This is a genomic window from Pseudomonas sp. P20 (assembly GCF_016463925.1).
Taxonomy (GTDB): domain Bacteria; phylum Pseudomonadota; class Gammaproteobacteria; order Pseudomonadales; family Pseudomonadaceae; genus Pseudomonas; species Pseudomonas aeruginosa.
This window is the reverse complement of the sequence record NZ_JAEMVM010000004.1, coordinates 185,654-200,565: the sequence shown is the minus strand read 5'-3', so window position 1 is coordinate 200,565 and position 14,912 is coordinate 185,654. Positions and strand designations below refer to the sequence as shown.

The following is a 14,912-nucleotide window of genomic DNA, read 5'->3' as shown; positions in this document are numbered from 1 at the left end:
GTCGCTCAGGCGTTCGCCACGACCTGCCCGTAGGCCTTGCGCCAGGCGTCCAGGCCGCCGGCCAGCGCCCAGGTGCGGGTGAAGCCGGAGGCGTTGAGGCGCTGGGCGAGCATCGCGGCGGAAAGTTCGTGGGGACAGGCGCAATAGATGACGATGCTGGCGTCCCTGAGGTCGCCGGGGAGGTCCTTCAGCGACACGTTCAGCTCCACCGGGATGGCTCCCGGAATGCCGCTCGGCTCGTCTTCGTGATGGGCGCGGACATCGAGGATCACCGGCAATTGCCCCTGTTCGCGAAGGTTTTCCAGTTCCTCCACGCTGATTCGCGGAATCCGCCGGCTGCGCGACAGCAGGCGCTGGCGCTGCCAGAGCTTCCAGGCGATGAAGGCGGCGAAGGCGCCGGCGATCAGCAGCGCGCCGATGGCCGCGTAGTCGCTGAGCAGGGCCAGCAGGTGGTCTACCGCATCGCTGAAGATCACCCCCAGCAGCAGCGCGGAACCGGCCCAGAGTGCCGAGCCGGCGGCGTCGTAGGCGAGGAAGCGGCGCAGGTGGGTGCGGGTCATGCCGGCCAGGGTGGTGGACAACGCACTGGCGCCGGGCAGGAACTTCGACATCAGCAGCGCCCTCGGACCGACCCGCAGGTACATGTTCTGGCTCTGGCGGATGCAACTGTCCTGGGACAGCGAGACCTTGCAGATGCTGCGCAGGAGGAAGCCGCCGTAGCGGCGTCCGGCCAGGTACCAGGCGACGTCCGCCAGCAGGCAGGCGAGCACCACCACCAGCAGGACCACGCCCAGCGGCGCGCCGACGCCCTGCATGGCCAGCGCGCCGGCGACGATCAGCGCCGGGTAGGCGGGAATCGGCAGCCCGGCCTGCTCGCAGAGCACGTTGAGGAACAGCAGGAGCAGCCCGTGGTTCTCCAGCAGGGGTTGCAGTTCACGCATGGCGGAGCCTCTCGAATTCTTCTGCGGGTAGTGTGAGCGCGAAGCGTGAAGCTGGGAAGAACCCAGTCGGCAGGGCCGGAGGCGTTGCGGCGGATAACGCCGCTGCGTCGAGAGAGGCTGGGGCGCAACGAAAGCAGCCCCTCGCCCGTGGGGGCGGGGGGCTGTCGGGTCAGGCCACTTCCACCAGCAGCACTTCGCTGTCTTCCAGGGCGGTGACCTTCAGGGTCGGTTCGTCGCGTACCGCCAGGCCATCGCGGGCCTCGGCGCGCACGCCGTTGACCTCGATGCTGCCGGTGGCCGGCACCAGGTAGGCGCGGCGACCGTTTTCCAGGGCGTACTCGGCGCTCTGGCCGGCCTTCAGGGTCACCGCGGCGACCTCGGCGTCGGCGCGGATGTGCAGCGCTTCGCTGTCCTGCTCGTCGCCGCTGGCGAGAGTGACGAAACGACCGTCGCGCTCGGCCTTCGGGAACGGTTTGGAGCCCCAGCGCGGTTGGTCGCCGCGGCGGTCCGGGATGATCCAGATCTGGAAGATCCGGGTGGTCTCGGCTTCCAGGTTGTACTCCGAATGGACGATGCCGGTACCGGCGCTCATCACCTGCACGTCGCCGGCCTCGGTGCGGCCCTTGTTGCCCAGGCTGTCCTGGTGGGTGATCGCGCCTTCGCGGACATAGGTAATGATCTCCATGTCGCGGTGCGGGTGCGGCGGGAAGCCGCTGCCGGCGGCGATCTCGTCATCGTTCCAGACCCGCAGGCGGCCCCAGTCCTCGCGCTCCGGGTCATAGTAGTCGGCGAAGGAAAAATGATGACGCGCGTTCAGCCAGCCGTGGTTGGCATGGCCCAGACGGTCGAAGGGACGACGTTCGATCATGATCGGATCTCCATTGGGCCCGTCGCCGCTCGTTTGCGCGAGGGGGGCGGGCGGTTGATGGGGTCATCATCCGTCAGATCATTGCGATAAAAAAGCGCGTATTTTTGGCTTTATCTATCTAATTATTAGATTCGATAAGGGCGCGAAGGAAGCGCGGGTCCGCCAGTGCGGCGAGGTGCCCGCCCGGGTATTCCCGCACTCGCGCGTCCAGGCGGTGGGCGAAGGTACGTTGCAGCGGCGGCGGGCTGAGCCGGTCGGCGGCCGCCACAACGTAGGTGACCGGGCAGGCTGGACGAACCTGCCGCGGCGAGTCGATCAGCAATTGCGCGGGTTCGCTGGCGCTGGTCGGCACCTCGGCGCCGAGCAGTTCGAGGAAGCCGGCGCGGTCTTCCAGGCGGACCCGCCCTCCAAGCGGGTCGAGGCGGCATAGCCCGAGGAGATTGTCCTGGCCGCTGTCCTGGTAGCTTTCCAGCGCGCCGCCGCCCTCGCTGACCAGCGCGCTGAACAGGTACAGGTGCGCGGCGCGCTCGCCCAGGCGGGCCGCCAGGCATTGCGCCAGGTAGCCGCCGAAGCTGTGGCCGCAGAGTATCACCCGCTCCTCGCCGGCCAGCGTGGCGGCGGCCTGGTCCAGCCAATGCGCCAGGTCGCATCCGGGCGCGTCGCGCAGATGGTCGCAGCTTCGCCAGCCGGCGCCTTCCACGGACCAGGCGGAGCGGCGCAGGAAAAATCCCGAGACCAGCAGCGCGCCGCTCATCCGCCGGCCCGCTCGGCCTGGCGCAGGCCGACCGCGCCGACCTGCAGCAGCATGATCACCCCGCACAGCGCGGCCAGGCCGAGGTACAGCGCCTGGCTGCCGGCATGGTCGAGCATGATCCCGCCGTACAGCGGTGCCAGCGCGGTGCCGAGGCTGTAGAGATTGGCCGCGCCGAAATAGCTGCCGCGCAAGTCGTCGGGGGTCAGTTGGTCGACCTCCACGCTGAAGGTCGGGAACACGATCAGTTCGCCGAGGCTGAGCACCACCGTGGCCAGCGCCAGGCCGGCGAACAGGGTCACCGGGGTCCAGGCGAAGCCTAGCTGGGCCAGGAGCATGAGCAGCATGCCGAGCATCAGGCGGCCGCCGGTGCCGGTGTTTTCCAGCAGGCGGAGGAGGGGAAACTGGGCGACCACTATGGTCAGCGCGTTGATGGTAACCAGCAGGGCGATGCTGTTGACCACGTCGGGCAGACCGCTGCGGGTGAGGTACTGCACGAGGGTCGAATCGAAGGTGGCGTAGATCAGCGCGGCCAGCATGTTGCACAGCAACAGCAGGGTGAAGGCGCGATGCCGGGCCATGCTCAGGCAGGCTTCGAGGAACCCCGTCGAGGATCGCGGGGCAAGGCTGCGCCGCTTAAGTTCGAGGTGGTGCAGCAGGCGCCAGAGCAGCAGGCCGTAGCAGAAGTAGACCAGCGCGGTGACCAGGAAGGTGCCGGCCTGGGCGGCGACGCCGAGAGTCAGGCCGATCAGCGGGCCGAGGGCGGCGCCGAGGTTGATCAGGAAGTACCGGCAGTAGAGCGCCAGTTCCCGCGAGCGGCGATCCTCGACGCGGTCGCCGATCAGCGCCTTGCAACTGGATTCGAGCAGGGCGCAGCCGATGCTCACCCCGGAGATCGCCAGTCCGTAGGACAGCGGCTGGCCGCTGAAGCCCAGCAACACGAAGGAAAGCCCGCTGAGGCTGGTGCCGAAGAAGATCAGGCGCTTGCGCCCGAAACGGTCCGACAGCCAGCCGGTGTAGATGCCGCTGAGCGCGCCGCAGACGGTCGCCAGCGCCAGCAGCAGGCCGATGGCGCTGGCGGACAGCCGGAACTCGCGCCACAGCAGCAATGCCAGGAACGGCCAGACCATGAAGTAGGCGCCGCGGGTCAGCAGCGTACCGACGAGCATCACGTGGATTTCCGTCGGCAGGGCGCGGAAGCGTTGCACGCTGAAGGTGTTGTCGCTCACGGGCGGGGCTCCTGGGCGAGGGGACGGATGCCGCCGCGCAGGCTGCCGGCGGCTACCTGGTGGAACAGCGGCAGGAAGCTTTCCGGCAGTTCGCGGGTGAACTCGCTGCTCAGCCAGCAGCGCAGCAGGCAGCGGCGCTGCCGCTCGTCGTCGCTGAACTCGGTGCGCGCGTGCAGGGTGGTGTGGTTGTTCACCAGCACCAGCATGCCCTTGCTGAAGTCCAGTTCGGCATAGCCGTCGGCGCGTTCGATCGCCTCGTCCAGGCCGTCGAGCATGCTTCGCACCTGCGGGGCGAGGCTTAGCCCGTGGCGCGTCACCGATTCGTTGAACTTGCGGATATAGCGCAAGACGAAGGTCCGCGGGGTTTCCGTGAGCAGCGGCACCAGCGCGTAGTCGGCGTCGCCTTCGTCGCGCAGGTCGTGGGGGATCGGCTGGCCGAGCAGGGGCAGCCAGGCCGGATTGGCGGCTTCCAGGGTGGCGAGGACGTCGGCCGAGGAACGGATGCGGAAGGCGCCGCCCCGGCGTGCCGGCGACCAGCAGGCGAGCACCGTGAGGTCGGCGCGATCGGAGTGGAAGGCCAGTTCCTGGCTGGTCAGGTGGCCGCGCTGCGGCGCGTCGCGGGCGTCGCGCAGGCCGAGGTCGCGCACTTCCTTGAGGTACTCGCCATTGCGGTTGATCGCCACGGTGCGTCCCAGCCATTGGCAGAATGCGCGGAACACCCGCTGGAATTCGTCCTCGGCGAGTCCGCGCAGCAGCGCGGAATCGTGCAGCAGCACGCCGCTTCCATGCTCCAGTTCGTGATGCAGGCGCTGGCGCAGGAGAGCCTCCGCGCTATCCGCGGGACGCCGCTCCAGCAGGCGCGCGAACAGCGTTTCCAGGCCGGCGGCGAAAGCGGCCGAAGCGCAGAACACCGCGTTGCCCCGCCAGGGCGCGGGGCGACGATGGATGGTTGTCATAGCGAGGCTCCGTATTCCTGCTGCCAGAGCGACAGGGTGGTCAGGGTGAACAACTGGTCGCCGGGCAGCGCCGCGACGCTCGGTGCATCCAGGCCTTCCAGGCCGAGGTCGTGGAGCGCCGGCAGGCGTTCGGCGAGGTGCCGGCGCATTTCCCCGAGGGCCTGCGGCCAACGTTCGAACGGCAGGCGGAAATGCCGTTTCGGCTGCGCCTGCCAGCGTTTCTCGCGCTGCTCCAGGAGCGCCACCAGCGGTGCCTTGGCGGTGTCGCCGACGATCCGCTGGAGGCGCCCGGCGCGCTGCGCCAGGGCGCCATGCAGGTAGGGGGTGCGCGCTTCGATGGTGCGCGACATCAGCAGATGGTCGGCGCGGCGCAGCAGCGGCTCCAGCGAGTAGTGCAGGTCGAACTGGCCGATCGCCGCCTCGAGGCCCTGGCCGAGGGCCTCGTGGGCGAGTTCCTCGATCCGCTCGGCGACCCGTCGGCCCGCCGGTTCCGCCAGCAGCGCGGCCTTGCGCCGGTACTCGCCGAACCAGGCGGCGGCGAAGCGCCGCGGTTCCGGTGCGTCGCGCCGGCGCCAGAGTTCGAGATGGCGCGGGTAGCCCCAGAACAGTTCGTCGGCGCCTTCGCCGAGAAGCACGCAGTGATAGCCCTGCTCGCCGATACCGTCGGCCAGGCGCTGGTACATCAGCAGGCTGGACATCCGTGTCGCCCCGCCGAAGTTGCCGACCGCGCGACGCAGCAGCGGCATGAAGGCTTCCTGGCGCAGCTCGAAGCGTTGCAGCCGAGGGTGTGGCAGCAGGCTTTCCTCGTCGCCTTCCAGGCACAGGTGAAAGCGTTGCAACTGCGGGTCCAGGTAGCTGCCGAGCAGGTTGGAATCGACCCCGCCGCTGACCAGCAGGGCGCAGGGGCGGAAGGTCTGGCGGCAGCGTTCGAGGGTTTCGCCGAGCTGCTCGTCGAGGCTGTCCACCTCGCTGGCCGGGGTGGTGGCCAGCCGCTGGCGCTGGCAGAGGCGCGGACGCTCCTGGGAGAGATCGAAGCGCAACACCTCGCCGGGCAGCAGCAGACGGACCTGCTGGAACAGGGTCTGGCCTTCCAGCGGCACGCCGGCGGCGACCACCTGGGCGATCGCCTCGGCGTCGGCGCGGGCGCCGCCGAGCAGGTGCAGCAGCGCCCGCGGCTCGGAGGCGAAGGCCAGCAGGCCGCGCTCGGGCTGGTAGCTGTAGTACAGCGGCTTGATGCCGAACTCGTCGCGCAGCAGGGTCAATTGCCGGGTCTGCGGGTCCCAGCTGGCGAGGGCGTACATGCCGTCCGGCAGTACCCCGCGCTGCAAGCCGTCGAGCAGCAGGCGGATCTCGCCATGGATTTCGCAGCCGGCCTGGTAGACCTCGCCGTTGTAGGCGACCCGCCGCTGGCCCTCCTGCGGCGGCAGCGGTACCGCCGCGGCGCCGGACATCGGCAGGCGGGTCATGCCGATGGCGCCGTTCGGCAGGGCCGCGATGCCCTCACCGAACGGGCCGCGATGGGCCAGCAGGCGTAGCGCTCCGGCGAAGCGCGAGACACTGAAACCGGTGCCGACGTAACCGAGGATGCCGCACATCACGAGGCTTCCCGTTGCAGCAGGGCGGCGAGCGCACGGCGGTCGTGCTTGCCGGCGCCGTTCAGCGGCAGGGCCTGGTGCGACAGCACCACGCGCTGTGGCGCGCGGAGGGTGCCGAGCTGCTGCTGGAGCCAGGGCAGGAAGGCGAACTCGACCTGCGGCGCGGTGTGGATCACGGCGACATAGTCTTCGCCATAGAGCGGGCAGTCGACCTTCAGGCAGCAGACGTCGATCACCTCGTCCAGGCCGTTGAGCGCCCGTTCGCATTCATTCAGGTGGAACAGGTTGCCGCCCTTGTTGATGGTGCCGTCGCAACGGCCGAGGACGTGCACGCAGCGGTCCTCGTCGAAGTAGGCGAGGTCCTGGGTGTTCAGCCAGCCGTCCTCAAGCACCTGGGCGGTCAGGTCGGGGCGGTTGACGTAGCCGGAGAACAGGCTCGGCGTGCGCACCCACAGGCGCCCGCGTTCGCCGCTGCCCTCCAGCGGGCGGCCGTCGGGGTCGGTCAGCTTGAGTTCCAGGCCGACGGCAGGTCCCACCGAGTTGTCGAACGCATCGCCGCGACGCTTGCCGAAGAGGAAGGCGAAGCCGCACTCGCTGAGGCCGTAGATGTTCGCCAGCGCCGCGTAGTCGCGCTGGAAGGCCGCCTGCAGGTCGGCGTCCAGGCGCGCCGAGCCGGCGACGCAGAGCAGGCGCTGCAACGGCAAGCGGCGCGGCGGCGGGGAGCCTTCCTTGACCATGTGGTTGACCACCGGCGGCACCAGGTAGAGGAAACTGATGCCGAAGCGTTCCACGCATTCCCAGAAGCCTTCGCTGTCGGCCCAGCAGTGCAGCGGCAGGAGCACCGCGCTGCCGCCGTACAGCAGCGGGAAGAGGAAATTGATGCCGAGGATGCCCAGGCCGCTGATCCGGTAGAAGCAACCGGAGCGCGTGTGCTCGCCGATGCCCAGGCAGTCGCGGCCGATGCGGTAGGCATGGAGCATGGCCTGCTGGCTGAGTTCGATGCCTTTCGGCTGGCCGGTGGTGCCCGAGGTGAACAGGATCATGTGGCTGTGCGCGGCGCGGTCGAGCCGGCGCGTCGCGCTGCGCTCGAAGTCCAGCGCCAGGCGCAGCCCGGCCAGCGCGCCCTCGAGCGGATGTTCGCTGGCCAGCGCGTCCAGGCGCATCTCGTCGACGATGGCCTGCTTCGCGGCCTCCCCCCACTCGGGATCGATCAGCACCAGATGCTTGCCCGCGCGCATGACCGCATAGATCAGGCAGAGGTTGCGGTAGCTGTTGTCGAGCAGCACGCCGACACTGCGGCAGGCATGCGCGGCGATCTGCTCGGCGAGGGCATCGACCTGGCGGTCGGCGTCGCCCCAGGTGTATTCCAGCGGTCGCTCCGGCTCGCGGGCGTCGATCAGGAACGGCCGCCGCGGGTCGGCGCTGCCGAGATGGCGGAGGGTGCTGTCGAGCGATACGGGTACGGGGAGGCTGCTCATGCCGGCTCCTCAGCGATTCAGCGCGGTGAAGGCGTGGATGTCGAAGTTCACCGCCACCTGCGGCGCGCTCTCGATCTCGCGCACCGCGGCGATGAAGCGGTCGGCGTAGTCTTCGCCGCCTTCCTGCTCGATGTAGCGGGTCACGTAGCTGGTGGAGAGGAAGAACAGCGCGACCTCCTCCGGGCTGAGGAAGATGATGTTGGCGAACACTTCGCGGCGGCAGTCGCGCAGGTGCGGGCAACTGCCCATGATCTCCAGGGTGTCGTCATAGCGGGTCAGGCGCGGATCACGGTGTTTGGCCCACTTGTTCACCAGTTCGTGCTCGATGAAGTCGCGCAGCGGCCCGTAGGCGATCGGGAAGTCGTACTTGTAGGCGCAGAACAGCCCGCCGGGGGTCAGCCAGTCGGCCATGCGCGTCAGCACCTGCTTGCGGTCCATCCAGTAGAAGGAGGTGGCGCTGGTGACCAGGTCGAAGCGGCGTTGCGGCGCGAAGGTTTCCGCCGGCGACACGCTGAAGCGGATCTCCGGGTAGTTCTCGCGGGCCTTGGCGATCAGCGCCTCGCCCAGGTCGCTGCCTTCCACGTAGCGGAACCAGGGTTGCAGGCGGACGGTCGAGACGCCGTTGCCGCAGCCGATGTCCAGCGCCGCTTCGCGTGCCGGGGCGCGTTCGGCGAGGTTGCGGTAGAGCGAATCCGGATAGGCGATCTTGCCGCGGACCACGTTGTAGGCGTCTGCGTGCTTGTCGAACTGCTTCATTGGGTAATCTCCAGTAGGCTCTCGTGGTAATCGCCCTTGTGGACGAAATTGATGTAGGTGCCGCTGCCGCCGAGGTAGCGGTAGCTGTGCTCGACGCCAGCGGGGATGAACACGCTGGCCGGGCTCTGCAAACGGCGCAGCTGGCCGCCGAGCAGGACTTCCACCTCCAGGCCGCGGTAGTCCTCGTCGCTGCCGAGGAACAGGAACACCGAGTCGCAGTTGTGTACGTGGCTGTCGACGTGGCCCGGCCCGCCGTCGCCGACGTCGTGGAACTGGCGGGCGATGAAGTAGAACGGCGAGCCGTCGAGCAGGCGCCGGTCGAGCATGACGAAGCGCTTGCCGGGGCCGTGGCGGTGGTACTTCAGTTCGCTGGCGGACTTCTCGAAAGGCGTGAGGAACAGGGATTGGCGGTGCATCGGCGTGTAGCGTTGCAGCGAGACGCGGCCGTTGATCAGTTCCGGATCGAAGGCGCTGTAGGCGTCCTGGTTTTCCTGCATGGCCAACTGGTGCAGGCGGGCGACATGGACGAAGGCGTTCTCGCCGACCACCGGGTGCATCGGTGAACGCTTGATCCGGCTGTGCGCCTCGACCAGCTCGGAGACCGCGAGGACGTTCTTCAGGTTGAAGCGGTCGGCGGCGAACTTGGTGTGCAGCAGGGTCAGCAACTGGAAGGTGTCGGTGATCCCGGCGCGTTCGCCGATCCCGTTGCAGCTCGCCGAGTGCCACTGGACCCCGGCCTGGATCGCCGCCAGGGTATTGCCCAGGGCCAGGCCGCGGTCGTTGTGCACGTGGTACTCGAAGACCACGTCGGGGAACTCGTGACGCAGCAGCGAGAGCACGTCGAAGGTCTCGTCCGGCAGCAGGATGCCGACGCTGTCGGCGAAGCAGATGCGATCGGCGCCGGCGTCGCGCGCGGTGGCGATCATGCTGACCAGGTCGCTGACCGAGGTGCGCGCGGCGTCTTCCACCGTGGCCCGGACCCGCAGGCCGCGTTCGCGGGCGTAGCGGATCGCGTCGTGGAACAGTTCGAGCACCTCCTCGCGGCTCATGCCCTTGAACTTGGTTTCCAGCGAGATCGCGTTGATCGAGGCGAACAGCCCGACCCACTGCGCACCGGTTTCCAGCACCGCGTCGATATCCTCCCGGCGCGCCCGGGCGTGGGCCAGCACCGGCGTGGAAACCGCCGCCACCACGGCGCGTACCCGCTCGCGTTCGTCCGCGGAAATCCGCGGGTGGCCGCACTCGATCATATCCACCCCCAGCGCCGCGATTTCCCGTGCCAGCTGGACCGACTGCGCGCTGTCGAAGCTGCACTGGCGGGCCTGGCACCCCTCGCGCAGGGTGCAGTCGATGACCCGGATCATCGTCTCGCTCCCGCGTCCGAGGCCGACAGCGTCGCCAGCCGCGGCTCCCTGATGAAGTCGTGGATCTTCGGCGCATGGCCGAACTGGCGGGAGAAACGGGCGAGGAAGGTGACCATCTTCAGCGAGTAGTCGCACAGCTGCGGAAGATAGTGGTCGAGGTTGTCCTCGGTGATTGCCTCGTCCGGGAACACGCTTTTCAGGTTGGAAGCGATCCAGGTTTTCATGCTGTCCTCTCGATTCAGTTGGTGGAATTCGTCGTCGTCGACGAAGACGATCGGCATGCCGATGCGCAGCTGGCCGCTGCGGTTGTTGTGGCTGCCATGTGCGGTGCGGGCGGGCCAGACCAGGACGTCGCCGGCGTCCAGCTCGGCATCCACCAGTTGCTCGCGGGAAATGCCGTTGGCCTGGAGGTCGATGCACTTGAACATCGGGTAGGCGAGGTCGAACTCGTGGGGGAAGATCGTGCGGTCGTCGGGGTAATAGAACATCCCACCGTTGTCGTTCCGCGACGGGGTCAGGGCGACCCAGAAGGTCTGCGCGCTTTCGTAGCGCTTCTCCCATAGCGCGATGTCCTGGTGCAGCGGGATGTAGGACTCGTCGGCGTGGCGCTTGATGAACGCCGCGTGGCGCAGCAGGCGCGGCTTGCGCAGATGGTCGCGGACCAGCGCGTCGAGCCCGGAGCGGGCGAACCAGTCGTCCCAGAAGAGCGGGTCGTGGCGGTGCAGGTTGCGCACCTTCTTCGCCTCGCGGCGCTCGTCGTCGGCGATGTCGAATTCCGGTTCCAGCGCCGGGTCCGGCCGCTGCGCCGCGGCGAGGATCCAGTCCAGCGCCTGTTGGCGCAATTGCGGGGATACCACCTGCCGATAGTGTTTCATTGGATGGACTCCTTGCTGACGGTGTGGACGATGAAATCGATCACCGCCGGGTCCTGCAGGGCCAGGTGGTGCGGACGCTCGCAGGGGAAGGTGTCGAGCCGCTCGATCAGGTCGCACCAGCGTTCGGCGGCCGGGTCGCGGCCGGCGTCGTCCCGGCAGCGCACCCAGCTGGCGCGGGCGAGGCGATGGCGGGGCTGCCAGCGGCCGAACAGCTCGACATTGCGCAGCAGGACCTCTTCGCGCAGTTCGCCAAGCTCGCTCATCAGGGCGATCCATTCGCGCATCTCGGCGCTCAGCCAGCGCTGGTATTGCTCGCTCGGCGGCATTCGCCGCAGGGCCGGCCAGGGCAGGTGGCTGTCGATCATCAGCAGGCGGCTGGCCGGCAACTGGCGGGCCATCTCGTAGCCGACCAGGCCGCCGAAGGAATAGCCGATCAGCCAGTCCGGTTCTTCCGCCAGGCCGTCGAGTACCTGGCTGGCGAGGGCTTCGATGCTGGCGTAGGCATCCAGCCGGTGGTAGTCGACCAGCCGGCAGTCCATTGCGCCGAGGCGTGCCAGCAGCCCGCGGAAGCAGCTCGGGTGGCCGATGAAGTCAGGCAGCAGGATCAGCATGGGCGTAGCGCCTCGGCCATGGCCGCCGCCAGCGCCAGGGTCCGTTCGCGGCCGAAGCGGCTGGCCAGGCTGGCGTCCCAGCCGCCGTCGTCGCGCCGGACCAGGGTCAGGGTCAGCGGCAGGCGGCTCTTCAGTGTCGGCCGGTGGATGAACCCGGCGCTGCGGAATGGCTGGTCGATGACATTGATCATCACCTGGGCGTCGGCATAGCGCAGCCCGGCCCGTTCGGCGATGGCCTCCGCCGGCAGCAGGCTGTGCTCGAAGGCCTCGAGCCTGTGTCGTTCGAAGGTGTCCTCGGCGGTCGCGGCGTCCAGCAACAGCGGCACCAGGTTCAGCCAGCAACCGGAAACCGCCGTGCCTCGGCGACTGCGCAGGCTGACCGGGGTCAGCGCCAGGACCTTGCCGGTGGCGCCCTGGCTGGCCAGGGCGAGAGCCAGGGCGCAGGCGAGCCGGGTCAGCAGGGCGGCTTCGCCGCCTCCTGGCGTGGCGGCCAAGCGGAAATCCTCGCAATGGCTGGCGCGCTCCGCCCAGGGCAGGCTCGCCAGTTCGCGGAACGCCTCGCCGCGCTCGCTCCAGTAGTCTTCCAGCCTGGTCCTGCGCTCGCGCAGCTGGCGCTCCAGGCGCCATTGCTGCTGGAGGAAGCCGAACTCGGGGGCCGCCGCTTCGGTCGTGGGGTCGGCGTTGAGCACGGCCAGGCGGGCCAGCAGCACGCTGGCGAAGTCGGCGTCGGCGACCAGGTGATGCAGCCAGACGCCCCAGCGCGCACGTCCTCCGCAGCGCCCGTGGAACAGTCGCAGCAGGCCGCGCTCGAACAGGGAATGCGGGCGTTGCAGCAGCGCTGCGATGAGCGCGTTTTCGTCGGCGAAGGGGCCGACTTCCAGCGCCGGGCTCTCCTCGGGCCGCCCGTGGACGACCAGTTCGAAACCTTCCGCGCCGCTGTCCACCTGGCTGTCGAGCAACGGGAACTCTTCGCGCAGGCGCCGTCCCAGGCGCGTCAGGTCGGATGCCGGCACCTCGGCCGGAGCCAGGTAGCAGAGGCCGAAGCGGGTCAGGTCGGCGCCGAGCAGCTCGCTGAAGACCATCCCGCAGGACCAGGGCGACAGGTCGACGCGCAAGGACTGCGCGGCCTCATCCGGCATCGGTTGGTGCCGCAGGCGGTCGCGCTCGGAGGGGGACAGGCGGTGCCAATCGCCGACCACCACCAGGTGCTCGCGGAACCAGTGGTAGCGCACCTCCGCGGAGAGACCGACGTTCATGCCGCGCTCCTCGACAGCACCAGCGGCTGCTCCGGCGTCGCCGCCCGTTCCAGCAGACGCTCCGGCGCCAAGCCGTGGCTGCGCAGGAGACGGCTGAACTGGTCGAGGCGCGAGTTTGCCTGCAAGTCGGCGAGTCCCAGGTTTGCTCCCGCACCCGCCGATTGACAGAGGGCGACCAGTTGCAGGGCGAGCAACGAGTTGCCGCCGCAGAGGAAGAAATCCTGGTCGGCGGCGCCGACCTCGCAACCCAGCAATTCGCTCCACAGCTGCGCGCAGCCGCGTTGGTCGGGATCGAGCGCGCTGGCGCAGCGCTCCAGCGGTTCTTCCAGGCGGCGCAGCAGGGCGGCGCGGTCCAGCTTGCCGTGCGCCGTCAAGGGCAAGGCCTCGACCCGGACGCAGGCATGCGGGCGCTGCCAGGTGGGCAGTTGGCGGAGCAGGGCCTGCGGGCTGGCGTCGGCTTTTCCCGTCCAGGCGCAGAGCAGTTGCTTGATGCCGTTGCGCTCGCGGACCAGCAGGGCGCAGTCGAGGATGCCTGGCTGGCGGCGGAAGCGCTGTTCCAGGGCGGGGAGGTCGAGGCGATAGCCGTTCAGCTTGACCTGGCCATCGCCGCGGCCGATGAAGCGCAGCCGGCCCTGCTCGTCGTAGCGAGCGCGGTCGCCGGTACGGTAGGCACGCAGGAGGCGGCCGCGATAGGGCAACTCGACGAAGCTGGCGCGGGTGCGCGCCGCATCGTTCCGATAACCCTGCGCCAGGCCGGCGCCGAAGGCGACGATCTCCCCGGCCCGGTCGGGCTCGGCGATCTCCTGTCCGTGCTCGTCGAGCAGGAGCACCGCGGTGCCGGCGATGGCCTTGCCGATGGGGATGTCGTCTTCCTCGAGGTCGTCGTCGGTGACGACATGGCAGCAGGTGAAGGTGGTGTTCTCCGTCGGTCCGTAGCCATTCACCAAGTGCAGTCGCGGATGCCGCAGCAGCGCCCGGCGCACGTGCGGCACCGAGAGGATGTCGCCGCCGGTGAGCAACTGGCGAAGGCCGCCGAGACAGTCCGGGTCGAGGTCCACCAGGGTGTTGAACAGCGAGGCGGTGAGCCAGGCGCTGTCGGCTCCGCGCTCGCCGATCAACTGGCGCAGCACGCCCGGGTCGAGGGGGCCGAGGTCGTTCAGCACGCAGCAGCCGCCGTTGAGCAGCGCGCCCCAGATCTCCAGGGTCGCCGCATCGAAGGACAGCGGCGAGTTCACCAGGAAGCGCATCTGCGGAGCGAACGCGAGGAACGACTGGCCCAGGCACAGACGGGTAATGCCGGCGTGGGTGCAGGCGATGGCTTTCGGGCGGCCGGTGGTGCCCGAGGAGAAGTTGATGTAGGCGATCTGGTCCGCCGCGAAGCATGGCCGGGCGACCGAGGCTGGAGCGGCAGGCAGGTGCCTGACCGGGACGCAGGGAAGACCGTTGGCGGGCGTCGGCGTGGTCGAGCAGTCGAGGATCAGGCGGCAGTCGACCTGCCGGCACAACTCTGCATTCCAGGCCGCCGGTTGTTTCAGGTCTATATATAAGTAGTGATGGCCGGATAATAGTATGGCGAGCAGGCAGGTAATGCTTTCCCGAGAATATTCGCCGTACACTCCAAGACAAACTCCCGGCTGCGGATAATGCTCGAGAAGATAGTCGGAAAGTTGTTCGGCGCTATGCAGGAGTTGCCGATAGTCGACACTTCCGAAACGGTCCCTGATGGCTTCGCGATGGGGATGAAGCGCTGCCATTTCGCTGAAGCGGGCCACCACCGTTGGGTGCGCGTACAGGTCGAGCAGGGAGTTCTGGGACATTCTGGCAATCGCCTTTTTTTGAAAAAATGAGTCCATCTGCCGGCTTCTTCGGCTAAATGAAGGGTTTTTGGTTTTTCGTAAGGGCGGCGGCCGAGTCTTCCCGGGAACTGCCAGTCGTCCGCCGCCCACCGGCTCGCTCACGCGAGCGGCAAGCGTCGAGGCGCCTTGCCCGGAAAAAACGTTATGGAAATACGGAGTGCCGTCGACTCAAGGGCAGTCAACTGCTGCCATGCAGACTTATCGTCAGGAAAGAGAGAAAAGCGATGAGAATGGATTCACGGTCACGCATTGCACTTCCACCTTGCGTTGGATTTCCGAAGTGTTTCGCTGTGTGTGTTTTTATATGTTTCGTGGGTATTTAAAATAAGATACAAGTTTCCCCTCACAACTATGAGAATTGGTAGTTGGCGAAAGG

13 protein-coding genes are annotated in these 14,912 nt (G+C 68.2%); all 13 read right to left on the bottom strand.

Annotated features, from left to right (window positions below):
* Nucleotides 1–5: 5 nt before the first annotated feature.
* Nucleotides 6–941, bottom strand: coding sequence for a DedA family protein/thiosulfate sulfurtransferase GlpE (locus JHD77_RS07080; RefSeq protein ID WP_003112452.1), 936 nt, complete (start codon nt 939–941; stop codon nt 6–8).
* 169 nt (nt 942–1,110) lie between these two features.
* Complete coding sequence (locus JHD77_RS07075) at nt 1,111–1,809, bottom strand: pirin family protein (protein WP_003086661.1); 699 nt, start codon at nt 1,807–1,809, stop codon at nt 1,111–1,113.
* Between the two features lie 118 nt (nt 1,810–1,927).
* Nucleotides 1,928–2,563 (bottom strand): alpha/beta fold hydrolase, encoded by a 636-nt coding sequence (locus JHD77_RS07070; RefSeq protein ID WP_003082501.1) that lies wholly within the window; start codon nt 2,561–2,563, stop codon nt 1,928–1,930.
* A complete protein-coding gene (locus tag JHD77_RS07065; RefSeq protein WP_003082502.1) occupies nt 2,560–3,789 on the bottom strand; it encodes an MDR family MFS transporter in 1,230 nt (409 codons plus the stop codon). Before JHD77_RS07065 ends, JHD77_RS07070 begins: the two co-directional genes overlap by 4 nt.
* Nucleotides 3,786–4,745 carry a clavaminate synthase family protein gene (locus JHD77_RS07060; protein WP_003082503.1) on the bottom strand — a complete coding sequence of 320 codons (960 nt, stop codon included), beginning with the start codon at nt 4,743–4,745 and terminating at the stop codon, nt 3,786–3,788. Before JHD77_RS07060 ends, JHD77_RS07065 begins: the two co-directional genes overlap by 4 nt.
* Nucleotides 4,742–6,340 carry an asparagine synthetase B family protein gene (locus tag JHD77_RS07055; RefSeq protein ID WP_031755275.1) on the bottom strand — a complete coding sequence of 533 codons (1,599 nt, stop codon included), beginning with the start codon at nt 6,338–6,340 and terminating at the stop codon, nt 4,742–4,744. Before JHD77_RS07055 ends, JHD77_RS07060 begins: the two co-directional genes overlap by 4 nt.
* The gene (locus JHD77_RS07050; protein ID WP_003159809.1) at nt 6,340–7,818 is read right to left on the bottom strand and encodes an ANL family adenylate-forming protein; all 1,479 of its coding nucleotides are present in this window, start codon (nt 7,816–7,818) and stop codon (nt 6,340–6,342) included. Before JHD77_RS07050 ends, JHD77_RS07055 begins: the two co-directional genes overlap by 1 nt.
* A 9-nt stretch (nt 7,819–7,827) precedes the next feature.
* Complete coding sequence (locus JHD77_RS07045) at nt 7,828–8,574, bottom strand: class I SAM-dependent methyltransferase (RefSeq protein WP_003112447.1); 747 nt, start codon at nt 8,572–8,574, stop codon at nt 7,828–7,830.
* A complete protein-coding gene (locus JHD77_RS07040; RefSeq protein ID WP_003082506.1) occupies nt 8,571–9,938 on the bottom strand; it encodes a 2-isopropylmalate synthase in 1,368 nt (455 codons plus the stop codon). Before JHD77_RS07040 ends, JHD77_RS07045 begins: the two co-directional genes overlap by 4 nt.
* Complete coding sequence (locus JHD77_RS07035) at nt 9,935–10,813, bottom strand: phytanoyl-CoA dioxygenase family protein (protein ID WP_003116358.1); 879 nt, start codon at nt 10,811–10,813, stop codon at nt 9,935–9,937. The genes JHD77_RS07040 and JHD77_RS07035 overlap by 4 nt, the downstream gene beginning before the upstream one ends.
* On the bottom strand, nt 10,810–11,424 hold the full coding sequence (locus JHD77_RS07030; RefSeq protein ID WP_031755274.1) for an alpha/beta fold hydrolase: 615 nt from the start codon (nt 11,422–11,424) through the stop codon (nt 10,810–10,812). The genes JHD77_RS07035 and JHD77_RS07030 overlap by 4 nt, the downstream gene beginning before the upstream one ends.
* On the bottom strand, nt 11,418–12,680 hold the full coding sequence (locus JHD77_RS07025; RefSeq protein WP_012614370.1) for a hypothetical protein: 1,263 nt from the start codon (nt 12,678–12,680) through the stop codon (nt 11,418–11,420). Before JHD77_RS07025 ends, JHD77_RS07030 begins: the two co-directional genes overlap by 7 nt.
* Nucleotides 12,677–14,497 (bottom strand): non-ribosomal peptide synthetase, encoded by a 1,821-nt coding sequence (locus JHD77_RS07020; protein WP_023122229.1) that lies wholly within the window; start codon nt 14,495–14,497, stop codon nt 12,677–12,679. Before JHD77_RS07020 ends, JHD77_RS07025 begins: the two co-directional genes overlap by 4 nt.
* Between the last annotated feature and the right edge of the window lie 415 nt (nt 14,498–14,912).